The following is a 21,805-nucleotide window of genomic DNA, read 5'->3' on the forward strand; positions in this document are numbered from 1 at the left end:
CTGCCCTGATGTCAGTCGAAACTGACCAGCGCCAGGGCCGCACCGGTGAGCAGGTCGACCAGCTCGTCGACGGGCGGGCGCGACTCGCGCAGCAGCCACTCGTGCGCCACGCCGGTGACCGCGCCGGTGATCAGCGCGGTGGTCAGCTCGGCATCGCCGCGCAGTCGCACGCCGACCTGGGCCAACGCCCCCTCGATCAACGCCGACCAGGCGTGCCTGCGGGTCCGGCGATGGGTCTCCATCCGATCGCTCACCCCGACCACCTCGATCAGCGCCACCTGCGCGCGATACGGGTCCGAGCCGAGCGACTCCAGGTAAGCGCCGAATCCGGTCCGCAGCGCGAGCTGTGGATCGGTCGAGTCGAGGGCGACCAGGGCGGTGCCCACCGCCGCCGCCGCGTCGTCCTGGATCCGGTCATAGGCCGCCACCAGCACGTCTTCGCGGGTTTCGAACTCCTCGTAGAACTGCCGCTTGGACAGCCCGGCCGCCGCGCACACCTCGGCGAGCGAGCACGTGGCGTACCCGCGTTCGGCGAAGATTCGCGTCGCTGCTTCCAGGAATCGCAGTCGCCGTTCTGCTTTACGCGCGACGACCGTACGACCCCCATACCGCCTGTCCGCTGTAGTCACCTCTCCAAAGTATCTGAAACCCGGGATAACACTGACCTTTCCGGGTCGCTTCATCTATCCACCGAACAAAGGACGGCCGACCAGTGCTGAGCACCCGAGCATCGCGGACCGCATTGTCCGCCCTCGTACTAGCGGCGGGTGCGGCACTCGTGGCGCCCACGCCCACGATGGCTGCCCCGCAGTCCGCCGCGACACAGCCGAGTGTCCCCGCCATCGCGGAGAATGTCCCCTCCGGGACTCTGGCCGCGCTGGCACCGACGATCGTAGGCGCCATTTCCGCCCCCGGCCCCATCGCCGACGGCGGACAGGCCGCCATCCTGGCCCAGGCGCGCGTGCTGCTGGCCACGCCCGGCATCCCGGCGCAGGTCAAGGCCACCCTCGAAAGGGTCATCACCTTCCTCGACGGCAGCGGCGGCGGCGGTCCCGAACTGCCGCCCACCGACGGTCCGCGCATCGCGCAGTTCCTCTACCCGACCATCGGCAAGGGCTGCATCGGCCCGACCTCCGATTCCGTCGGCACCGCGCTGGCCGTCCCCGGCCCCGCCGAGCTGCCGCCGCCCGGACCGGCCGCGGGCCAGACCGGCTTCGTTTTCACCGCACTCGGCACGAAAACCGCGACGGTCGTGCAGAATCCGCCGATGACGGTGCAGTGGGTCAACCTCGACAACCGCCGCACCGGCACCCAGCCGCTCACCACCGCGGCGGGCATCAACCCCGATGGCCCGGCCACGCTGTCGGCGATCGCCGACACCGGCCCCGGCCGGGTCGCCGCCGTGATCACCGGCTCGCTCACCACGGCCACCGCCGATGGTGACCGCACCTGCTCGTTCGCCCCGACCCTGGGGTTCTTCTCCGTCGGCTGAGTTTCGCACCACGCAATTGGAGTTCGATCTATGAAGTTTGTCGTCCCCGGCCTGGTCAGCGGCCTGGCCGGCGCGGTCCTCGGGGTGATTGCCGTACTCGGCATCACCGCGGCCGCGCAACAGAATTCGATCCCGGCGCTCGAGGAGTCCGGTGACCCGGGCTCTTCGCTGCTCGGCGACGTGCAGTACGGCTCGCGATGAGCAACATGCGCAGGCTCATCGCCTGCATCCTCGTCGGCCTCGGTGCGCTGCTGCTCGCGGCCGCCGTCATGATCCCCACCTACACGGTCGACAAGGTCGCCAAGACCCCGCTCGATCTGCGCATCACCACGATCGCCAAGAGCGTGCCCGGCGAGGAAAGCCTCGTGCTCGACTCGAAGTCGCTCACCGCGCCCGAGGGCGCTGCCACGGTGAACACCAACGTGCCGCTCGTCTCGCAGCGCTTCCTGACGGTCGAGGAGCCCTCCGACGCCGACCAGATGACCGTCCAGGCCGGTCAGACCCTGCGTCGCGACGACCGCGACCCCAAGGAAGGCCTGCTCACCGCCTCGGTCGACCGCGTCACCATCGACCGCGTCACCGGCGCGCCGATCGACGCCTCGCCCAACGGTTCGATCGCCGTCGCCGCCGACCCCAAGTCGGGCGCCTCGATCCCCACCGAGCAGCAGCGCCGCGGGCTGCAGTACCGCTTCCCGATCGGCACCGAGAAGAAGTCGTACCCGTACTTCGACCTCAACGCCCGCGCCACCTACGACATCGACTTCGTCGAGGAGTCGGAGATCAACGGCGTGCCGGTGTACCACTTCCGTCAGAACATCCCGGTGACGAATATGTGGGACGTCGTCAACCACCCCTCGCACAAGCTCGCCCTGCCCGCCGCCAAGTGGGGCCTCGAGGGCACCGAGCCGGTCACCATGACCCGCTTCTACACCAACACGCGCGACGTGTGGGTGGAGCCGAGGACCGGCGCGGTCCTCAAGGGTGGCGAGAAGATCCACATGTACTACGGCCGTAGCGCCGAGCAGGTCGACGTCTCCGTGCTGAAGTCGCACCTCGTTTTCGACGAAGAGACCATCGACGCGCAGATGGCCGTGACCCAGGAGAGCCTCGACAAGCTCGATCTCTTCGGCAAGACCCTGCCGATCATCTTGGGCATCGTCGGCGCCATCGCCCTGATCGCGGGAGCCGTCCTCGGCTTCCTCAGTGGCGGGTCCTCCACCTCCCGCCGCACGATCGACCCCCCGACCGAGCGGCTGCGCCCCTCGAACCTCTAGACCGCCTGACCCAACGCCCTCGGCCTTCCCGGTCCTCAACCCGGGGAGGCCGAGGTCGTTTCACGGGATGTCGACCTGAGTCAGTAGCCGGCGCACCCGGGCCGCCTCGCGGGTGAGGTGGTCGCGCTCGGGAACGGTGGTGGCGGCGTGGGATGCCTCGGTGTACAAGGCGGCTGCCTGCTCCAGCTCGCCCGCGCGTTCGAGCAGGTACGCGCGAGACGCGGTGTGGCGCGGTAGTTCTCGGTCCAGGTCGGCCAGAGCGGCCAGGCCCGCTCGGGGGCCGTCGGCCTCGCCGACCGCGACCGCGCGGTTCAGTCGAACCACCGGGCTGTCGGTGAGGCGTAGTAGTTCGTCGTACCACTCCACGATCTGTACCCAGTCCGTGTCGTCGGTGCTCGGGGCGTCGGCGTGCAGCGCGGCGATCGCCGCCTGGGCCTGGTATTCGCCCAACTGCTCGCGGGTGAGTGCGGCCTGCAGAATCGTCACGCCTTCGGCGATAAGACCTGTGTCCCACCGTGATCGGTCCTGCTGGGCCAGCGGCACCAGGCGCCCGGCCTCGGTGCGCGACGCACGGCGCGCGTGGTGCAGCAGCATCAGCGCGAGCAGTCCCGAGACCTCGGGTTCGTCGGTCGAGGCGGCGAGCTGACGGGTGAGGCGGATGGCCTCGGCCGCCAGATCGATGTCGCCGCTGTAGCCTTCGTTGAAGACGAGGTAGAGCACGCGCAGCACAGTCGTCGAATCGCTGGGGCGGTCCAGCGGCAAGCCGGCGATTCGCCGCTTGGCTCGGCTGATCCGTTGCGCCATGGTCGCTTCCGGGACGAGGTAGGCCGCCGCGATCTGCCGGGTCGTCAGGCCGCCGACCGCGCGCAAGGTCAAGGCGACAGCAGATCCCGGGGACAACGAGGGGTGCGCGCACAGGAAGTACAGCCACAGCGTCTCGTCGGTGGCTGCCACCGGACCGGCTTCGGGTTCGATCTCGACAGCGAATTCCCTACCTCGCCTCGATGTTTCGGCCCGAGCCGCATCGAGGAACTTGCGCCAGGCGACAGCGACGAGCCAGCCCTTCGCCTCGCGCGGGGGATCCTCGGGCCACGTTTCCAGCGCCCGGATCAGCGCCTCCTGCACCGCGTCCTCGGCCGCGGTGAACTCGGCCCCACGACGGACCAGGATCGCGATCACCGCGGGGACGAGTTCGCGCAGTAGCGCCTCGTTCATTCGGTCACCGTGGGCAATTCCGTGTAGAACGGCCGCAGTTCGAGCCACTCCTGAACCGGCTTCCCGCCCGCGCCCGGCGCCGCGGACAGCTCCCCCGCCAGCTCGAGCGCCCGCTCGTAGGTGTCGACATCGATGACCATCCATCCGGCGATCAGGTCCTTGGTTTCCGCGAAGGGCCCGTCGGTGACCGGTGGGCGCCCCTCGCCGTCCGAGCGAACGAACGTGCCCTGCGCGGACAGCGCCTGACTGTCCACGTACTCCCCGCTCGATCGCAGTCGCGCGGCGAAATCCTCCATGTACTGCACATGGGCGGTCACCTCCTCGGGCGTCCACCGATCCATCGGCACGTCGTTGACCGCGGCGGGCGCGCCACGGTAGTGCTTGAGCAGCAGGTACTTGGCCATGATGTTCTCCTCGGTTCGTTTCGGCCATTCTGGCCGTGATCGGTCGGTTTCAGGCGTTCTGGCGTGCGGCCCGCTGCTGGATCAGTTCCTCGACGGCGGAGGGCAGGGTGGTGTCGAAGTCGATGAGCTTGACCCAGGTCGGCGTGATGACGATCCGGACCATGCTGTCGTAGAGCGAGCGGACCCCGGCCTCCCATTCGACGCGCTGCTCGGCGGTCATCTCGTAGCTGCCGTTCATCTCCAGGTACTCCGCCGGGATACCGTCCACCACGTCCAGCTCCGCCTGTCCACGGATGAGCAGCATCTTCGGCGGGTGTACCTCCGTGTCGATCGTCAGCGCGACCGCCGGGTTGTGTCGCAGCGAAGCCAGCTTCGGCGCGTTCGTCGAGGTGCACACGACGATCTGCGCGCCGTTCCAGGCGAAGCCGACCGGTACATTGCGCGGCGTGCCGTCCTTGGCCACGTAGGCCATCCGCACCAGGTCGCGGGCCAGCAGTTCCTGGCTGAGCGGGCGATTCAGAATCGCGGTGATCTCGTTCGGTTCCATGGCGTTCGCTCCTCCGCGTCATCGAGGCCCGTTCGGCTGCTCGTACCCCTGGGACGGAGCCGCCCCCGAGTTCTCGACATCCCCGGCAAAAGAACTTCGGAGAATTTTTCGCCGTGAGTGAACGGCGCCACCTGCAGGAACAAACACCCGGGGGTCCATGTTGAGTCAGCAAAGCTCAACTTTGGAAGGGTCGACATGACTTCAGCTCAGAACCTGCCGGTGCTGTTCCTGACCGATCCGATCGTGCTGCCGGGCATGGTCGTGCCCATCGAATTGGACGAATCCGCGCAGGCCGCCATCGACGCCGCTCAGGCAGCCAAGACCGGCTCGGTGTTGGTCGCGCCGCGCCTGGACGAGGGATACGCCTCCTACGGCGTCGTCGCCACCATCGAACAGGTCGGCCGGATGCGCGGTGGCGCGCCCGCGGCCGTGTTGAAGGCCGAGCGTCGCGCGCGGATCGGGCATGGTGTCACCGGCCCCGGTGCCGCGCTGTGGGTGGAGGCCGAACTCGTCGAGGCGGTCGAGCCCGACGAGCGCACCACCGAACTGGCCGCCGAGTACAAGAAGCTGGTCGTCGCTGTGCTGCAGCGGCGTGAGGCCTGGCAGATCATCGACATCGTCAACCAGCTCGACGACGTCGAGGCCATCGCCGACACCGCGGGCTACGCGCCGTACCTGTCCGACGACCAGAAGCGCGAGCTGCTCGAGACCCCTGATGTCACGGTGCGGCTCACCAAGCAGATCGACTGGATCAAAGCCCATATCGCCGAGGTCGAGGTCACCGACAAGATCTCCGAAGACGTCCGCGACGGCATGGAGAAGAGCCAGCGCGAGTTCCTGCTGCGCCAGCAGCTCAACGCTATCCGCAAGGAACTCGGCGAGGACGAACCCGACGGCGCCGACGACTACCGCACCCGCGTGGAGAACGCGGACCTGCCCGAGAACGTGCGCGCGGAGGCACTGCGCGAGGTCGGCCGGTTGGAGCGCGCCAGCGACCAGAGCCCGGAATCCGGCTGGATCCGCACCTGGCTCGACACCGTGCTGGACCTGCCGTGGTCGGTGAAAACCGAAGACAGCACCGATGTTTCGGCCGCCCGCGCGGTGCTCGACGCCGATCACCACGGCCTGGAAGAGGTCAAGGACCGGATGGTCGAGTACCTGGCGGTGCGCTCACGTCGGGCCGCGCGGGGTCTCGAGGTCGTCGGTGGACGTGGTTCCGGCGCGGTGCTCGTGCTGGTGGGTCCGCCCGGTGTCGGCAAGACCTCGCTGGGCGAGTCGGTCGCAAAGGCCCTGGGCCGCAAGTTCGTTCGCGTCGCCCTGAGCGGCGTGCGCGACGAGGCCGAGATCCGTGGCCACCGTCGCACCTACGTGGGCGCGCTGCCCGGCCGGATCGTGCGTGCGGTGAAGGAGGCGGGTTCGATGAATCCCGTTGTCCTGCTGGACGAGATCGACAAGGTCGGCTCCGACTTCCGCGGTGATCCGGCGGCTGCCCTGCTCGAGGTCCTCGACCCCGCGCAGAACCACACCTTCCGCGACCACTACCTCGACCTGGACCTCGACCTGTCGAACGTGCTGTTCATCGCGACCGCCAACGTCATGGACACCATCCCCGGTCCCCTGCTCGACCGCATGGAGCTCATCACCGTCGACGGCTACACCGAGGCCGACAAGGTGGCCATCGCCCGCGACTTCCTGGTCCCCCGCCAGCTGGAACGCAATGCGCTGACCGCCGAAGAGGTCTCGATCACCGACGCGGCGCTGCGCGAGATCGCGGCGAACTACACCCGCGAGGCCGGGGTGCGTCAGATGGAGCGCCTCGTCGCGAAGGCCCTGCGCAAGGCGGCAACTCGTCTGGTCACCGGTGACGTCGCTCGCGTAGGCGAGGGCATCGCGCCCGGCAACGGTGCCGGGCTCGGCGACGATGCCGGACTCGGCAACGTCGGCGGTGCGACCGCGCTGGTCGACAAAGGCTCGCTCGGTGCTGATGCGGTGCTCGGTTACGACCCGGAACTCGGGTACGACAACGTCATCGACCTCGAATCCGGTCCGCGGCCGACCACCCAGGTGACGAGCTTGACCGTCGACGTCGACAACCTCACCGACTACCTCGGCCGCCCCCGCTTCACCCCGGATTCGATGGAACGCACCTCGGTCCCCGGCGTGGCGACGGGCCTTGCGGTAACCGGGGCGGGCGGCGATGTCCTCTACATCGAGGCCAACGGCGCCGAGGGCGAGCGTTCGCTCACTCTCACCGGCCAACTCGGCGACGTCATGAAGGAGTCCGCGCAGATCGCGCTCACCTACGTGCGCTCGCACCTGGAGGAGATCGGCATCGAACCCAAGGTCCTCGACCGCAACATCCACATCCACTTCCCCGCGGGCGCGGTCCCGAAGGACGGCCCGTCGGCGGGCGTCACCATGGTCACCGCCCTGGTGTCACTGGCCCTGGGTCGTCCGGTTCGCGGCGATGTGGGCATGACCGGCGAGGTCACCCTCAACGGCAGTGTCCTGCCGATCGGCGGCGTGAAGCAGAAGCTGCTCGCCGCCCAGCGCGCCGGCCTGAAGACCGTCTTCATCCCGGCCCGCAACGAACCGGACCTCGACGAGGTCCCGGCCGAAGTCCTCGCCGCACTGGACGTCCGCCCCGTCGCCGACGTGGCAGACATCCTGGCCTACGCCATCGAACCCATCGCCGAACCCGCCGCCGACGGCAAGACCTTCGCCGTCAGCGCCTGATCCGAACCGTCGACGGGCCGTGCGCATTGCGCACGGCCCGTTCGCCGTATCCAGGGCGATCCGAGTTTCAGCATCAACGCCCGGTCCAGACCCCTCGACTCGCCGCCCTCCAGCGACCCCTTGAATTCGCCGAGTCTTTCGGATCGTTTTCGAGCCGCTCGGCGTCGGCGGTGGCCTGTTCGAGCAGGAGTTCCTTGTAGGTTCGCAGCAGTGCACAGCGAACTGCCTCGGACCTGGAGCGGCCCTCACTGGTGCGGACGTCGATGGCCTTCTCCATCGCCTCGTCGGTTCGAACGTTCAGTGCTCGGTGGTGTCAGCGGCTGACGGCTGGGGGCAGCACCGGGCCTTCGATGGTGACCACGGCCAGTTGGTCGGTGTCGTAGTTGTCCTGGTCGTCGTCGAACTCGACATCGTCGTCGAATTCGGCGTCCTCCTCGGTAGAGGGGGCGAGGTCCTTCTCGACGCGGCGGGTGGTGCCCTGGGCGACCGCGCAGAGGACGGGTTCCTCGCCCTCGATCTCGGCGTACACGTCGCAGTGGGTGACCGCTTGGCGGCGGGTGGCGCCGAGGACGGTGGCGTGCACGCGCAGGCGTTCGCCCTGGGCGGGACGCAGGTAGGTGATGGTGAAGCCGCCGGTGAGGACGTTGGGGCCAAGGACGGTGCCCGCGGCGAAGGTGAGGGCGTTGTCGGCGGCGTAGGCGAGCACCCCGCCGTGCACGAAGCCGAACTGCTGGCCGTGTTCGGGCTGGATATCGATGACGAGAGTGGCCGCGCCATCGCCGAATTCGGTGAGCTCGGTGCCGACCAGACGGGCGAAAGGCTGCGCGGCGAGCACCTGGCGCGCCAGGTCGAGGTCGAGGGTGGTGGCTTCGGTCGGCATCGGGTGTTCCGTTCTTCGAGCTCAGTCGTGATCGGTTGGCGCGGTACGGATATTGCCACGCCCGGTTACGCCGGATTCCCGGTGCCATGGGGTATGACGGAACAGTGCCCCGGTGGCTCCTGCATGTGGATCTCGACCAATTCCAGGCGGCGGTGGAATTCCGGCGTCGCCCCGAGCTGCGCGGTCAGCCGGTCATCGTCGGCGGTGAAGGTGATCCCGCACAGCCCCGCAAGGTCGTGACCTGCGCGTCTTATCCCGCGAGGGCCTACGGCGTGCGTGCGGGGATGGCGTTGAAGATGGCGCAGCGCAAGTGCCCGGAGGGCGTTTTCCTGCCGGTCGACATGGCCGCGTACGAGGCGGCCTCCGAGGAGATCATGGCGACGCTGGCCCGGGTGGCGGGCGCGGTCGAGGTGTGGGGGATGGACGAGGCCTTCGTCGCCACCGACGCCGATCCATGGCGGCTCGCCGCCGAAATCCGCACTGCCATCATCGAACTCGGACTCACCTGCGCGGTCGGGATCGGCGACAACAAACTCACCGCGAAACTCGCCACCGGTTTCGCCAAGTCCACCGGAAAGACCTCCGCCGAACCCGAACACGACCCCGGCGCCGCCACCGGCATCTTCGAACTGACCGCGGCCAACTGGACCGAACTCATGGGCCACCGCCCCACCGACGCGCTCTGGGGCGTGGGCGCTCGCATCGCCAAACGCATGGCCGATCTCGACATCGCCACGGTCGCCGACCTCATGTCCGCCGACCGCGACCGCCTGGCCGCCGAATTCGGCCCGAGCACCGGCCCCTACCTGTGGGTGCTCGGTCACGGCAAAGGCGACACCGAACTCTCGACCACCCCACGGATCCCCGTGGGCCGCAGCAAATCCGAAACGTTCCCGCACGACCTCACCGAACCCGAGGAGATCCGCCGTGAGGTCGCCCGCATCGCCACCGAAGTCGCCGAGGAAATGCGCGAACACCACCGGATCAGCACCCGGGTGTCGGTCACCGTCCGCACCAAAACCTTCTACACCCGCAGCAAACAGCAAAAACTCCCCTCCCCCACCGACGACATCCCCACCATCACCGACACCGCCCTGGCGATCATCGACCGCTTCGACCTCGACCGCCCGGTCCGCCTCCTCGGCGTCCGCCTCGAACTCCTCCCACCGACCGGACAGCCACATCTGGACGAATGATCACCAGGCGCTGGTGGATTTTGCTTCTCCGCCGATGCCTCCGTGGTGGCCTGGTGATCAACTGTCCGAGAGCGCGGCCCCTCCACCTCGGGGCTCCGAACTCGTATGCTCGGCTCATGGAGTTCTCAGCGATGGTGGCCCGTGAGTCCGACGGTGAGATCGTTCTCGCCCGCGAAACGGTGGGGGACGATTTCCTCGGCGCCGGCGAGGTGACGATCAAGGTCCATTACTCGAGTGCGAATTACAAGGACCTGCTGGCCATTACGCCACGTGGCGGGGTGGTGCGCAACTATCCGATCGTGCCCGGCATCGACCTCACCGGCGAGGTGATCGCCTCCGACACCGAGGACTTCGCCGCCGGCGACCAGGTGATCGCCCACGGCTACGAGCTGGGCGTCTCCCGCAACGGCGGCTTCGCCGAGTACACCAGGGTGCCCGCCGAGTGGGTGGTGAAGCTCGACGGTCTCGACACCCGCGACGCCGCCACCATCGGCACCGCGGGGTTCACCGCAGCCATGAGCGTGCAGGCCCTGCTCGACCACGGCCTGACTCCCGACGACGGTGCGGTCCTGGTCACCGGGGCGACCGGCGGCGTCGGCACGGTCGCCATCGACATCCTCTCCGGTCTGGGCTTCGAGGTCATCGCCTCCACCGGCAAGACCGACGCGGGCGACCTGCTCGCCGAGATCGGCGCCAACGAGGTGATCGGCCGACTCCCCCTCGATCCCGATGCCAAGCCGCGCCCGCTCAACAAGGCCAACTGGGCCGCCGCGGTCGACAGTGTCGGTGGCGCCTCGCTCGCCCACGTCCTCAGCGCCATCGGCTACGGCGGCGCGGTCGCGGCGAGCGGCCTCACCGGCGGCGCCGAACTGCCCACCACCGTGCTCCCGTTCATCCTGCGCGGGGTCAGCCTGCTCGGCATCGACTCGGTGCAGCTCCCGATCCAGAAGCGCCGTGCGCTGTGGACCGCCCTGGGCAAAGAACTGCGCCCGCAACACCTTTCGACCATCGAGTCGTTCTCGCCGATCGCCGAAGTGGGTGCCGTCCTGCGGGCGATCAAGGGCGGCGTCCACTCCGGTCGCACTGTGATCGGCGTGGCGGGCGAGTTCTGAGCGATACCGGGACGCAACGATCACCGACAACTCCGCGATCGCGTCGATCCGCGCCCGCGAAGTCGGCGTCCGTGCGGTGATGGATGGCCACATCGCCGTACTCGAACACTTCGCACCGATCCGGCGACCACCTGGCTGCGCGGTGTTCGCATCGTGCCGCTCGACGCGACCTTCGCGCTCCCGGCGTGGGTCGCGAAGTGCCGTCAGCGCTCCGGTTTCGGTAGTGGCCGTGGCGCAGCCCGAACCCGGTCCCCCATGTGCCGGGAACGACAGCAGCTGGGGGACCGGGCTCGAGCGGGTGTTGCGTCAAACGACGGCCGGGACCACCGGGTCGTCGGCGAACTGGGTTCGGTAGAGCTCGGCGTAGCGACCGTCGGCGTTGAGCAGGGTGGCGTGGGTGCCTCGTTCGATGATGCGGCCGTCTTCGAGGACCAGGATCTGGTCGGCGGCGCGGATCGTGGACAGTCGGTGGGCGATGACCAGGGCGGTGCGGCCGCTCAGTGCTTCGGTGAGAGCCTCCTGGACGGCGGCTTCGGAGGTGGAGTCCAGAGACGCGGTGGCCTCGTCCAGGATCACCACCCTCGGCTGCTTGAGGAGCAGGCGGGCGATGGTGAGGCGTTGGCGTTCGCCGCCGGAGAGGCGGTAACCGCGTTCACCGACGACGGTGTCCAGTCCGTCGGTGAGCGAGTCGACCAGGTCCCCGAGACGGGCCCGACGCAGGGCGTCCCACAGCTCGTCCTCCGTGGCTTCCGGCCGGGCGAGCAGGAGGTTGGCGCGGATGGTGTCGTGGAAGAGGTGGCCGTCCTGGGTGACCAGGCCGACGGTGCGCTGGATGGATTCGGTGGTCAGGTCGCGCACGTCGGAACCGTTGAGCCGGACCGCGCCGGAGTCGACATCGTAGAGACGCGAAACCAATTGGGCGATAGTCGATTTGCCCGCTCCGGAGGAGCCGACCAGGGCGATGAGCTGCCCGGGCTCGGCGCGCAGCGACACCTCGTGCAGCACCTCGACGCCGCCACGGCTGTCCAGCGTCGCGACGTCTTCCAGCGACGCGAGCGAGACCTTGTCGGCCGACGGGTAACCGAAGTTCACCGCGTCCAGTTCCACCGCGACCGGGCCGTCGGGCACCGGGGTGGCGTGCGCAGCGTCCTCGATCAGCGGCTTCAGGTCGAGCACCTCGAAGACACGCTCGAAACTCACCAACGCCGACATGATCTCCAGGCGGGCGCTGGCCAGCGCGGTGAGCGGGGTGTAGAGGCGGGTGAGCAGCAGCGAGAGCGCGACCACCGAACCCGCGTCGAGACTGCCCTGCAGCGCGTACCAGCCGCCGAGGCCGTAGACCAGGGCCAGGGCGAGCGCGGAGACCAGGGTGAGCGAGGTGACGAAGGTGGTCTGCAGCATGGCGGTGCGCACCCCGATGTCACGCACGCGAGTGGCGCGCACCGCGAACTCCGACGATTCCTGCTTCGGCCTGCCGAACAGCTTCACCAGGGTGGCGCCCGGCGCGGAGAAGCGTTCGGTCATCTGGGTGCTCATGGCGGCGTTGAGCTGGGCGGCTTCACGCTGCATCGCGGCGAGTTTGTTGCCGGCGCGCCGGGCCGGGACGACGAAGACGGGCAGCAGCACCAGTGCGAGCAGCGTGATCTGCCAGGAGATGCTGAGCATCACGGCGAGCGTGAGCAGCAGCGTGACGAGGTTGGTGATCACGCCGGAGAGAGTGTCGCTGAACGCGCGCTGCGCGCCGATTACGTCGCTGTTGAGCCTGCTCACCAGCGCGCCGGTGCGGGTGCGGGTGAAGAAGGCGACCGGCATCTTCTGCACGTGATCGAACACCGCGGTGCGCAGATCGAGGATCAGGCCCTCGCCGATCCGGGCCGACAGCCAGCGGATGGCGATGCCGAGTCCCGCGTCGAGGACGGCCAGCCCCGCGATGGCGAGGGCGAGCAGCACCACGGTCCGCGGCGCCGAACCGTCGACGATCCCGTTGACGACGCGCCCCGCCAACACCGGCGTAGCCACGCCGAGCACCGCGGCCAGCACGCTGAGCATCAGGAATCCGCTGATCCGCCGCCGATGCCCCTCGGCGAACCGCACGATCCGGCGCGCCGTCGCCGTGCTGAACGGGCGCTGTTCTTCGGGCGCGTTAGCGCGCCGATACATCTGGCTGTAGGCCACGGATTCGATACTCACTGCACTCTCCTCAAGGCTTCCCCGCCCATTGAACTCCTGCCCACCGACACTAAAACCTCAACAAAGGTTGACTGCAAATACTTTCCGCAGGCTCCCTGTTCAGCGCACAGCGAAACCGGCCGCTCTTTGTGCCCGAAACCGCCGGTCGGGCGCGTGCGGATCGGTTCGAAAACCCGGATACGTCGGTGGCGGGGATCGTGACGAGCGCGCGATACGGCCGGCCGATGGCACCCCGATGGCCGGAATAGGCTGGTCGGGTGGACCACGACCGGAGCTCGGAAAAGCTGGCAGGCGAACTGCGAACGCGGCTCGACGGCTCGGTCGACGCGTCGGTGCGCAGACGCGTCGAGTACTCCTCCGACGCCTCCAACTACCGCGTTCGACCAGCCATGGTCGTGTTTCCCCGCGGCGAGGACGACGTCGCCGCCACGATGACCTTCGCGCACGAGAACGGGCTGTCGGTCACCGCTCGCGGCGCGGGCACCTCGGTCGCCGGCAATGCCATCGGTCCCGGCATCGTGGTGGATTTCAGCAGGCACATGCACGCGGTGCGCGCGGTCGACGTCGAAGCGCGAACGGCGACCGTGCAGCCGGGGGTGGTGCTGTCGGATCTGCAACGGCGGCTGCGCCCGCACGGGTTGCGATTCGGGCCGGATCCGTCGACGCAGGACCGCTGCACGCTGGGCGGGATGATCGGCAACAACGCGTGCGGACCGCACGCGCTGGCCTGGGGCCGCACCGCCGATACCGTTCGCGAGCTGTGCGTTCTCGACGGCACGGGGCAGCATCGAACACTGGGCGCCGACCTGGCGGCGGTGCCCGGCCTGGCGAAGTTCACCACCGCGAATCTGGCTGTGCTGCGCACCGAACTGGGCCGGTTCGATCGTCAGGCATCCGGCTACGGTCTGGAACATCTACTGCCGGAACGTGGTTCGTCGGTGGCGAAGGCGTTCGTCGGGTCCGAAGGCAGCTGTGGCCTACTCCTGGAAGCGGAGGTCGCGCTCACGCCGATACCCGCGGCGACCGTGCTCACGGTGCTCGGCTACCCCGATATCGCCTCGGCCGCCGACGATATCGCCGCGGTGACCGGATGCGCGCCGATCGCGGTGGAGGGTATCGATGCCGGACTCGTCGATGTGGTCCGCGCCCATCGGGGCACGGTGCCCGAGTTGCCGCGAGGTCGCGGATGGCTGTTCGTCGAAACCGCGGGAGCGAGCCCGGCACAGGCGCTGGCCGCGGCCCGGCGACTGTGCGCGCAGAGCAACGCCGACGACCACCGGATCGTCACCGATCCCGCTGCTACCGCGGCACTCTGGCGTATCCGTGCCGACGGCGCGGGGTTGGCCGGGCGAACTCCCGACGGAAAACCGGCGTGGCCCGGTTGGGAGGATGCCGCTGTCCCGCCGGAGAACCTGGGTACCTATCTTCGTGAATTCGCCTCGCTCACCAGCGATTACGATGTGAGGGGCCTGCTGTACGGACACATCGGCGACGGCTGCATCCATGTCCGCCTCGACTTCCCGATCACCGACGCGCCCCGGCGTTTTCGCTCCTTCCTGTTCGATGCCGCGCAACTCGTTGTGCGTCACGGTGGATCGCTCTCCGGCGAACACGGCGACGGTCGCGCCAGATCCGAACTGCTCGAAGTCATGTACTCACCGGCGGCCCGGGCGGCCTTCGCGGGCTTCAAGTCCCTGTTCGATCCCGAGAACATCCTCAATCCCGGTGTGCTCGTGGCACCGAGACCCGTCGACGACGACCTGCGCGTTGCGGGTCTGTCGCCGGTCCCCTCCCTGGGCTTCGCCCTGTCCACAGACTCCGGCGATTTATCCACAGCTGTGCACAGGTGTGTAGGAATCGGCAAGTGCCGCGCGGATACTCACGGCGCCGGCGGCTTCATGTGTCCCTCGTATCTGGCCACCGCCGACGAGAAGGACTCCACGCGGGCCCGCGCCAGAGTGCTCCAGGAAGTAGTTCGCGGCGAACTCGACTGGCGCGCACCAGCAGTCGAGCAATCCCTCGACCTCTGCCTGTCGTGCAAGGCGTGCGCGTCCGACTGCCCCGCCGGCGTCGACATGGCCACCTACAAATCCGAGGCGCTGTACCGCCGCTACCGCGCACGACTACGCCCCCTGGATCACTATGTCCTCGGCCGGCTCCCCCACTGGCTCGCCATCGCCCAACACTTCCCACGCCTCGCCAACGCCCTCGCCGCCCGCCCCCGCCTGCGCCGGGCGGGCATGCGCCTGGTCGGCATCGACCCACGGCGAGACGTGCCGCGACTCGCCCCGAAGTCGTTGCGCCGCACATGGTCCGACAACAACGACCCCACCGAGGCCGACGAGACATCGACGCCTGAGGTCATGCTGTGGATCGATACCTTCACCGATACGTTCGACCCCGAGATCGCGACAGCCGCGAGGCAATTGATCGAACAGCTCGGCCATCGCGTCCGTATCCCGAAAGATCGAGTCTGCTGCGGCCTCACCTGGATCAGCACCGGTCAACTCGACGGCGCCCGCACCCGACTGCGCGCCACCCTCGACGTACTGGCCGACCACGCGGCGGCAGGCGGCCCGATCGTGGGCCTCGAGCCCTCCTGCACCGCTGCCCTACGCGCCGACCTGCCCGAACTACTCCCCGACGATCCCCGCGCGAAACAGGTCGCCGCCGCCGTCCGGACCCTCGCCGAATTCCTCCTCGAACATCCCACCTGGCAACCACCCCGGCGACCGCATGACACCGTCGTCGTCCAACCGCATTGTCACCAGCACGCCGTCGGTGGCTTCGACGCCGAACGCCGAATCTTGGCCGCGATGGGCGTCACCGTCGCGGAACTGGCCGGGTGCTGCGGCTTGGCGGGCAACTTCGGCATGCAACGCGGCCACTACGACGTCTCGGTGGCGGTCGCCGAGAACGCCCTGCTCCCGGCGCTGCGCGAGGCCCCACCGAACGCCGTCTTCCTGGCCGACGGCTTCTCCTGCCGAACCCAGGCCGACCAACTCGCGCACACCCCTGGCCTGCATCTGGCCACCTACCTGCTCGATTGCTCGACCGGACCGGCTGTCGGCTGAACCCGATCACAGGCGCACAATGGTCGAATGCGTGACCAGACCCTGGACCCGGACCTGGCCTCGGCCGGTCTGTCCAGGACCGTCCGGTCGAGCAGACCCTTCGACGTCGGCATCACCGTCTCACCCCTGCGCCGCGGCGGCGGCGACCCCTGCCACCATGTCGGCCTCGACGGCGCCCACTGGCACGCCTCGCGCCTGCCCACCGGTGTGGTCACCTACCGCCTGACCCAGGACGGGCGCGACGGCGCCATCGCGCGCGCCTGGGGTCCGGGCGCCGAGGAATTCCTGGCCGGCCTCGATCGCATGCTCTGCCTCGAGGAAGACCTCGACGACTTCCGCCCCGAACACCCCAAGCTGGTCGAAGCCCATCGCAGGGTCCCGGGCCTGCGGATGCTGAGGACGGGCCTGGTGATGGAGTCGCTGGTTCCCGCCGTCCTCGAACAGAAGGTGCACACGAGGTCCTCGTTCGCGGCGTGGCGCACGCTGGTGCGCGAATTCGGCACGAAGGCGCCTGGCCCGGCCCCGGCCGGGCTGATGGTGGCCCCGGACGCCGAGACCTGGCGACTGATCCCGTCGTGGAAGTATCACCGAGCCAATGTCGGTCCGCAGCGCGCGCAGACCATCGTGCGCGCCGCCAGAGTCGCCGATTCGATCGAACGCACCGCTGCACTCGACCCGATCGAGGCCGCGCGCCGTCTGCGCAGCCTGCCCGGCATCGGCGTCTGGACGGTGGCCGAGACCGCTCAACGCGCCTTCGGCGACGCCGATGCCCTCTCGGTGGGCGACTACCACCTCGCCGCCGTGGTCGGCTGGAGCCTGCTCGGCCACCCGATCGACGACGAGGCGATGATCGACTACCTGCGACCGCTACAACCCCACCGCTACCGCGCGGTGCGACTGCTGGGACTGAGCGGGCAGGCGCGCAAACCGAAGTTCGGCCCGCGCGACCCGATCACCGACCACCGACACCACTAACGCGTCGCGCGCGCGTCCAGCACGCAGCGGCCCGCTTCGACGAGGGTGTTGCGCGCCCGCCTGCGCACCCGGCACTCCTCGACCGTGCAGTCGAGGTGCAATTGCATTGCGGCATGGGCTTGTTCGGGTTCCATCGGGCCCGGGTCGGTGGAGCAACTCAGCAGTGCTGTGGCGACGCGCATGTTCACTTCGCTCAATTGCATGCCAACAGCACAGCACGCAAATACCCGGCTAACGGTGAGTACACGCGCGACAAACGGGATTTACCACGAATTCCCAGCACAACATCCAACGGGGAGTGCAGGATTCCCCACAGTGGACGAATTCCACCGTCACCGCGGGGCTCGGAGCGGGTGACGGTGCGCGACACCGAAGGAGTGGGGCTGTGGCATCGAACCCATCGAACGGAACAGGCGGGCAGGCCGGTGTTTCCTCGACTCTGCCGCGCCGCCAACTCGGGCGCTACCTGCGTGATTGGCGCACCCAGGCCGGACTCACCATCGCCGAGGCCGCCCGGCTGATGGAGTGGGGCGCCAGCACCCTGCAGCGCCTGGAAAAAGGCCAGGCCGACCGTATTCGGACCATCGACATCCACGAACTGTGCCGGATCTACGGCATTCCCGACCATCTCACCGACGGACTCACCGGGCTCGCTCAGCAGGCCGCGGTGAAGAGTTGGTGGCACGCCTACGGCGATCTGATTCCGGAGAACTTCGATATCTATGTGGGTTTGGAGGCATCGGCGCACCGGTTGCGCGCCTTTCAGTCCGAGCTGATCCCCGGCCTGTTGCAGACCGCGGAATACGCACGGGCACTGAATCATTTGGGTTTTCCCCAGGATTCGGTCGACGAGCTCGATCGGCGGGTCGCGCTACGGCTGCAACGCCAGGCATTGATCACGCGTAAGCACTCGCCCGCCGAGATCGATGTGGTTCTGCACGAATCGGTATTGCGTAGCATCGTCGGTGATGCAAAGGTGATGGCTGCGCAGTTGCGACACCTCGCCGACGCGAGTACCCGAAGTAATGTGGCATTGCGCATCCTGCCGTTTGCCGCCGGTGTTCCACTCGGAGTCTCTACCGGGCCTTTCACGGTTCTCGAGTTCGGTACCGACAGCAAGGGGCAACCGGTCGAACCACCGGTGGTGTACGCCGAAGGCTTTACCGGCGATCTCTACCTGGAACGACGCGCGGATGTTCGAAGGTACGACCGGGCTCACGAATGCCTCCAGCGTCATGCGCTGGATATCCAACCTAGTAGACACCTGCTGCGGCAGGTCGCGAAGGAGTATGTGGCATGAGTTTCGATCTCGTCGACGCACATTGGTTCAAGAGCACCCGCAGTGGCGCGGGCAAGGATTGTGTCGAAGTCGCTTTTCTGTTCGGTGGGCACGTCGGGGTGCGCGACAGCAAGAATCCCGCCGGCCCCGCCCTCGTCTTCGACGGCGCGAGCTGGGATGCCTTCACCCGCGGCATCGACACCGGCGTCTTCGCGTGAACATCAAGCGCGACATCGACACCTCGGGGGCCACCTGGCTGCGCGCGGGTGCCGCCGAAGGCAGCGTGGAGGTCGCCATGCTGGCCGAGGGGTACGTCGCCCTGCGTGACAGCAAGAATCCCGACGGTCCGGTGCTGATCTTCACCCCGAGTGAATGGACCGCGTTCACAGCCGGCGTGCACGACGGCGAGTTCGATCGTCCCTGATCACGCCAGATCACAGAACGATAGATTTTCGGCATAGGCCGAGGTTTGCTGCGGTGTCGGAACGGGTAACCGGGGTATATGGACCGAGGGTTGAAGAAAATGCCACCCCGGTACCGGAGGCTAGCGCCTGAGGACGGGGTGGAACGCCTGATCGTGATCCTGCTGTTCGCGGTATCGGCGATCGGAATCTACGTACTCACCAGTTCCTTGCTGTCGGCGCTGTTCATCGGATTACTGGTCGGATTAGTCGCTGTGGGGACTGTAGCTGTCTTATAGACCGCTGTCGCTGCGGGGTTTCGCACCCCGCAGCGTCAACAGTTCCTACCGCCTGAACAACTTGTTGCCGAGCCAGACAATCGGGTCGTATCTACGATCCACGACCCGTTCTTTCAGCGGAATCAGCGCGTTGTCGGTGATCTTGATGTGCTCGGGGCACACATCGCTGCAGCACTTGGTGATATTGCAGTAGCCCAAACCTGCTTCCTCCTGGGCCATTTCGCGCCGATCGTGGGTGTCGAGGGGATGCATTTCCAACTCGGCGATCCGCATGAGATAGCGCGGGCCCGCGAAGCTCGGCTTGTTCTCCTCGTGATCACGCACCACGTGGCAGGTGTCCTGGCACAGGAAGCACTCGATACATTTGCGGAACTCCTGCGAGCGCTCCACGTCGACCTGCTTCATCCGGTAGTCGCCGGGCGCGAGGCCCGCCGGAGGCGTGAACGACGGTATCTCCCTTGCTTTCTCGTAGTTGAACGAGACATCGGTGACCAGATCCTTGATGATCGGGAAGGCTCGCATCGGGGTGACGGTGATGACTTCCTCCGGTGTGAACGTCGACATCCGCGTCATGCACAGCAGTCGCGGACGCCCGTTCACCTCCGCCGAACACGAACCACACTTGCCCGCTTTGCAATTCCAGCGCACGGCGAGGTCGGGAGTCTGGGTGGCCTGCAGGCGGTGGATGATGTCGAGCACCACTTCGCCTTCGTTCACCGCCACCGTGTAGTCCTCGAGGCTGCCGCCGTCGATGTCGCCACGCCAGACCCGGAACCGGGCGTCGTATCCCATGGTTACGCCTTTCCCTCGGCTGCCGGGTGCGCAGCCAATTCTTGCTCGGTGTAGTACTTTTCGAGCTCGCTCAGTTCGAACAGGGCGAGTAGGTCCGCGCGCATCGGCGTCTGATCGGCCGGTGTGACGGTGACGTCGGGAATCCGGGATTCGGAGGCCGCGTCGACCGCGCACACCAGCAGCGTGTTGCGCCAGTCCGGGTTCATGCCGGGATGATCGTCGCGGGTATGGCCGCCACGGCTCTCCGTGCGCAACAGCGCTGCCCGGGCCACACATTCGCTCACGATCAGCATGTTGGCCAGGTCGAGGGCCAGGTGCCAGCCGGGGTTGAACGCTCGCTTGCCCTCCACCCGTACGTTGGCGTAGCGGGCGCGCAGCTCGTTCAGTTTGTCGATCGCCGCACGCACCTCGTGCTCCTTGCGGATGATGCCGACCAGGTCGTTCATCGTCTGCTGGAGCTCGGCGTGCAGGGTATAGGGGTTCTCCGCGGTGCCGCCGGTGGGCGGATCGAACAGTGCGAGAGCGGTTTTCGTGGCGGCCTCGACGTCGTCCTCGGTCGGTGTCGGCTTGTCGGTCAGCTGCTGGACATACGCCGACGCGCCGAGCCCGGCCCGGCGGCCGAACACCAGCAGGTCCGACAGTGAGTTCCCGCCGAGCCGGTTCGAGCCGTGCATACCGCCGGAACACTCACCGGCGGCGAACAATCCGGGCACGACCGCCGCGCCGGTATCGGGATCCACCTCGATCCCGCCCATCACGTAGTGGCAGGTGGGGCCGACCTCCATCGGTTCGGCCGTGATGTCGACATCGGCCAGTTCCTTGAACTGATGGTGCATCGACGGCAGCCTGCGCACGATTTCCTCGGCGGGCATGCGGGAGGCGATATCGAGGTACACGCCGCCGTGCTCGGTGCCACGGCCCGCCTTGACCTCCTCGTTGATCGCCCTGGCCACCTCGTCACGGGGGAGTAGGTCGGGGGTGCGGCGCGCGGAATCGTTGTCGCGCAACCACTGATCGGCCTCTTCCTCGGTTTCGGCGTACTGGCCCTTGAACACCGGCGGGATGTAGTCGAACATGAACCGCTTGCCGTCGGAGTTCTTCAACACGCCACCGTCGCCGCGCACACCCTCGGTGACCAGGATGCCCTTCACACTCGGCGGCCAGACCATGCCGGTGGGATGGAACTGGAGGAACTCCATATTGATCAGCGTCGCGCCCGAACGCAGTGCCAGTGCGTGGCCGTCGCCGGTGTACTCCCAGGAGTTCGACGTCACCGTGTAGGACTTGCCGATTCCGCCGGTGGCCAGCACGATCGCCGGCGCCTTGAACAGCACGAAGCCACCGGATTCACGCCAGTAGCCGAACGCGCCGGCAACAGCGCCCGCGTCGGTGAGCAATTCGGTGACGGTGCATTCGGCGAAGACCTTGATCCTGGCCTCGTAGTCGCCGGTCTGCGCGTAGTCCTCCTGCTGCAACGAGACGATCTTCTGCTGCATCGTGCGGATCAGTTCGAGGCCGGTCCGGTCGCCGACGTGCGCGAGGCGAGGGTAGGTGTGGCCGCCGAAATTGCGCTGGCTGATGCGGCCATCGGGTGTTCGATCGAACAGCGCCCCATAGGTTTCCAGCTCCCACACTCGATCGGGCGCCTCCTGGGCATGCAGTTCGGCCATGCGCCAGTTGTTGAGGAACTTGCCGCCGCGCATGGTGTCTTTGAAGTGCGTCTGCCAGTTGTCCTTGTCGTTGGCATTGCCCATCGACGCCGCGCAGCCGCCCTCGGCCATCACGGTATGTGCCTTGCCGAACAACGACTTACACACCACCGCCACCGAAAGCCCTTGTTCGCGTGCCTCGATCACGGCTCGCAGACCCGCGCCGCCCGCCCCGATCACCACGACGTCGTAGTCGTGCCGTTCCACGTCTGGCATTGAAATACAAGCTC

Annotated in this window: 19 protein-coding genes and 1 pseudogene; 11 read left to right on the forward strand and 9 right to left on the reverse strand. The window is 67.7% G+C overall.

Annotated elements, in window-relative coordinates:
• Positions 1–11: 11 nt before the first annotated feature.
• On the reverse strand, positions 12–629 hold the full coding sequence (locus ACFWUR_RS09180) for a TetR/AcrR family transcriptional regulator (RefSeq protein WP_378904345.1): 618 nt from the start codon (positions 627–629) through the stop codon (positions 12–14).
• Positions 630–712: 83 nt separating this feature from the next.
• On the opposite strand from ACFWUR_RS09180, the gene ACFWUR_RS09185 reads away from it, so the two are divergent.
• Genes ACFWUR_RS09185 through ACFWUR_RS09195 form a run of 3 tightly spaced genes read left to right on the forward strand, consistent with a single transcriptional unit; the run spans position 713 to position 2,766 of the window.
• On the forward strand, positions 713–1,492 hold the full coding sequence (locus tag ACFWUR_RS09185) for a hypothetical protein (protein WP_378904347.1): 780 nt from the start codon (positions 713–715) through the stop codon (positions 1,490–1,492).
• 30 nt (positions 1,493–1,522) lie between these two features.
• The gene (locus ACFWUR_RS09190; protein WP_378904349.1) at positions 1,523–1,693 is read left to right on the forward strand and encodes a DUF2613 domain-containing protein; all 171 of its coding nucleotides are present in this window, start codon (positions 1,523–1,525) and stop codon (positions 1,691–1,693) included.
• The gene (locus ACFWUR_RS09195; protein WP_378904351.1) at positions 1,690–2,766 is read left to right on the forward strand and encodes a DUF3068 domain-containing protein; all 1,077 of its coding nucleotides are present in this window, start codon (positions 1,690–1,692) and stop codon (positions 2,764–2,766) included. Before ACFWUR_RS09190 ends, ACFWUR_RS09195 begins: the two co-directional genes overlap by 4 nt.
• A 60-nt stretch (positions 2,767–2,826) precedes the next feature.
• On the opposite strand, the gene ACFWUR_RS09200 is transcribed toward ACFWUR_RS09195, so the two are convergent.
• Genes ACFWUR_RS09200 through ACFWUR_RS09210 form a run of 3 tightly spaced genes read right to left on the reverse strand, consistent with a single transcriptional unit; the run spans position 2,827 to position 4,932 of the window.
• On the reverse strand, positions 2,827–3,981 hold the full coding sequence (locus ACFWUR_RS09200) for an RNA polymerase sigma factor (RefSeq protein ID WP_378904353.1): 1,155 nt from the start codon (positions 3,979–3,981) through the stop codon (positions 2,827–2,829).
• Positions 3,978–4,385 (reverse strand): YciI family protein, encoded by a 408-nt coding sequence (locus tag ACFWUR_RS09205; protein WP_378904355.1) that lies wholly within the window; start codon positions 4,383–4,385, stop codon positions 3,978–3,980. Before ACFWUR_RS09205 ends, ACFWUR_RS09200 begins: the two co-directional genes overlap by 4 nt.
• A 49-nt stretch (positions 4,386–4,434) precedes the next feature.
• Positions 4,435–4,932 (reverse strand): pyridoxamine 5'-phosphate oxidase family protein, encoded by a 498-nt coding sequence (locus ACFWUR_RS09210; RefSeq protein WP_378904357.1) that lies wholly within the window; start codon positions 4,930–4,932, stop codon positions 4,435–4,437.
• A gap of 195 nt (positions 4,933–5,127) precedes the next feature.
• On the opposite strand from ACFWUR_RS09210, the gene lon reads away from it, so the two are divergent.
• A complete protein-coding gene (lon, locus tag ACFWUR_RS09215) occupies positions 5,128–7,668 on the forward strand; it encodes an endopeptidase La (RefSeq protein ID WP_378904359.1) in 2,541 nt (846 codons plus the stop codon).
• A 472-nt stretch (positions 7,669–8,140) separates the two neighbouring features.
• On the opposite strand, the pseudogene ACFWUR_RS09220 reads toward lon, so the two are convergent.
• Positions 8,141–8,548 (reverse strand): annotated as a pseudogene (locus ACFWUR_RS09220) (PaaI family thioesterase); the annotation flags it as partial.
• Positions 8,549–8,652: 104 nt separating this feature from the next.
• Here ACFWUR_RS09220 and ACFWUR_RS09225 point away from each other — a divergent pair.
• The gene (locus ACFWUR_RS09225; protein WP_378904361.1) at positions 8,653–9,744 is read left to right on the forward strand and encodes a DNA polymerase IV; all 1,092 of its coding nucleotides are present in this window, start codon (positions 8,653–8,655) and stop codon (positions 9,742–9,744) included.
• 116 nt (positions 9,745–9,860) lie between these two features.
• A complete protein-coding gene (locus ACFWUR_RS09230; RefSeq protein ID WP_378904363.1) occupies positions 9,861–10,856 on the forward strand; it encodes an acryloyl-CoA reductase in 996 nt (331 codons plus the stop codon).
• 306 nt (positions 10,857–11,162) lie between these two features.
• On the opposite strand, the gene ACFWUR_RS09235 is transcribed toward ACFWUR_RS09230, so the two are convergent.
• Positions 11,163–13,046: an ABC transporter ATP-binding protein gene (locus ACFWUR_RS09235; protein WP_378904365.1), complete on the reverse strand. Its 1,884-nt coding sequence runs from the start codon at positions 13,044–13,046 to the stop codon at positions 11,163–11,165.
• A 257-nt stretch (positions 13,047–13,303) separates the two neighbouring features.
• Here ACFWUR_RS09235 and ACFWUR_RS09240 point away from each other — a divergent pair, with 257 nt between their 5' ends.
• Positions 13,304–16,120, forward strand: a complete 2,817-nt coding sequence (locus tag ACFWUR_RS09240; protein WP_378904367.1) for an FAD-binding and (Fe-S)-binding domain-containing protein — start codon at positions 13,304–13,306, stop codon at positions 16,118–16,120.
• A 27-nt stretch (positions 16,121–16,147) separates the two neighbouring features.
• Positions 16,148–17,095, forward strand: coding sequence for a DNA-3-methyladenine glycosylase family protein (locus ACFWUR_RS09245; protein WP_378904370.1), 948 nt, complete (start codon positions 16,148–16,150; stop codon positions 17,093–17,095).
• Here ACFWUR_RS09245 and ACFWUR_RS09250 read toward each other — a convergent pair.
• A complete protein-coding gene (locus tag ACFWUR_RS09250) occupies positions 17,092–17,298 on the reverse strand; it encodes a hypothetical protein (RefSeq protein WP_056824023.1) in 207 nt (68 codons plus the stop codon). The two genes, ACFWUR_RS09245 and ACFWUR_RS09250, sit on opposite strands and share 4 nt — an antisense overlap.
• A gap of 182 nt (positions 17,299–17,480) precedes the next feature.
• Between ACFWUR_RS09250 and ACFWUR_RS09255 the strand changes: the two genes are divergently transcribed.
• Genes ACFWUR_RS09255 through ACFWUR_RS09265 form a run of 3 tightly spaced genes read left to right on the forward strand, consistent with a single transcriptional unit; the run spans position 17,481 to position 18,798 of the window.
• On the forward strand, positions 17,481–18,395 hold the full coding sequence (locus tag ACFWUR_RS09255) for a helix-turn-helix domain-containing protein (RefSeq protein WP_378904373.1): 915 nt from the start codon (positions 17,481–17,483) through the stop codon (positions 18,393–18,395).
• On the forward strand, positions 18,392–18,592 hold the full coding sequence (locus tag ACFWUR_RS09260; protein ID WP_378904376.1) for a DUF397 domain-containing protein: 201 nt from the start codon (positions 18,392–18,394) through the stop codon (positions 18,590–18,592). The genes ACFWUR_RS09255 and ACFWUR_RS09260 overlap by 4 nt, the downstream gene beginning before the upstream one ends.
• Entirely contained in the window at positions 18,589–18,798 is a 210-nt protein-coding gene (locus ACFWUR_RS09265; RefSeq protein ID WP_378904379.1) for a DUF397 domain-containing protein, read from the forward strand. Before ACFWUR_RS09260 ends, ACFWUR_RS09265 begins: the two co-directional genes overlap by 4 nt.
• A gap of 321 nt (positions 18,799–19,119) precedes the next feature.
• Here ACFWUR_RS09265 and ACFWUR_RS09270 read toward each other — a convergent pair whose 3' ends face one another.
• The gene (locus ACFWUR_RS09270; RefSeq protein WP_378904382.1) at positions 19,120–19,866 is read right to left on the reverse strand and encodes a succinate dehydrogenase/fumarate reductase iron-sulfur subunit; all 747 of its coding nucleotides are present in this window, start codon (positions 19,864–19,866) and stop codon (positions 19,120–19,122) included.
• Between the two features lie 2 nt (positions 19,867–19,868).
• Positions 19,869–21,791, reverse strand: a complete 1,923-nt coding sequence (locus ACFWUR_RS09275) for a fumarate reductase/succinate dehydrogenase flavoprotein subunit (RefSeq protein ID WP_378904385.1) — start codon at positions 21,789–21,791, stop codon at positions 19,869–19,871.
• Between the last annotated feature and the right edge of the window lie 14 nt (positions 21,792–21,805).

The organism is Nocardia sp. NPDC058633 (assembly GCF_042717045.1).
Classification (GTDB): domain Bacteria; phylum Actinomycetota; class Actinomycetes; order Mycobacteriales; family Mycobacteriaceae; genus Nocardia.

Excerpts from the sequence above, each read along its gene's own strand:
- ACFWUR_RS09190 (WP_378904349.1), top strand. The coding sequence starts at position 1,523 with ATGAAGTTTGTCGTCCCCGGCCTGGTCAGCGGCCTGGCCGGCGCGGTC.
- ACFWUR_RS09195 (WP_378904351.1), top strand. The coding sequence starts at position 1,690 with ATGAGCAACATGCGCAGGCTCATCGCCTGCATCCTCGTCGGCCTCGGT.
- ACFWUR_RS09200 (WP_378904353.1), bottom strand. The coding sequence starts at position 3,981 with ATGAACGAGGCGCTACTGCGCGAACTCGTCCCCGCGGTGATCGCGATC.
- ACFWUR_RS09205 (WP_378904355.1), bottom strand. The coding sequence starts at position 4,385 with ATGGCCAAGTACCTGCTGCTCAAGCACTACCGTGGCGCGCCCGCCGCG.
- ACFWUR_RS09210 (WP_378904357.1), bottom strand. The coding sequence starts at position 4,932 with ATGGAACCGAACGAGATCACCGCGATTCTGAATCGCCCGCTCAGCCAG.
- lon (WP_378904359.1), top strand. The coding sequence starts at position 5,128 with ATGACTTCAGCTCAGAACCTGCCGGTGCTGTTCCTGACCGATCCGATC.
- ACFWUR_RS09230 (WP_378904363.1), top strand. The coding sequence starts at position 9,861 with ATGGAGTTCTCAGCGATGGTGGCCCGTGAGTCCGACGGTGAGATCGTT.
- ACFWUR_RS09245 (WP_378904370.1), top strand. The coding sequence starts at position 16,148 with ATGCGTGACCAGACCCTGGACCCGGACCTGGCCTCGGCCGGTCTGTCC.
- ACFWUR_RS09250 (WP_056824023.1), bottom strand. The coding sequence starts at position 17,298 with ATGCAATTGAGCGAAGTGAACATGCGCGTCGCCACAGCACTGCTGAGT.
- ACFWUR_RS09260 (WP_378904376.1), top strand. The coding sequence starts at position 18,392 with ATGAGTTTCGATCTCGTCGACGCACATTGGTTCAAGAGCACCCGCAGT.
- ACFWUR_RS09270 (WP_378904382.1), bottom strand. The coding sequence starts at position 19,866 with ATGGGATACGACGCCCGGTTCCGGGTCTGGCGTGGCGACATCGACGGC.
- ACFWUR_RS09275 (WP_378904385.1), bottom strand. The coding sequence starts at position 21,791 with ATGCCAGACGTGGAACGGCACGACTACGACGTCGTGGTGATCGGGGCG.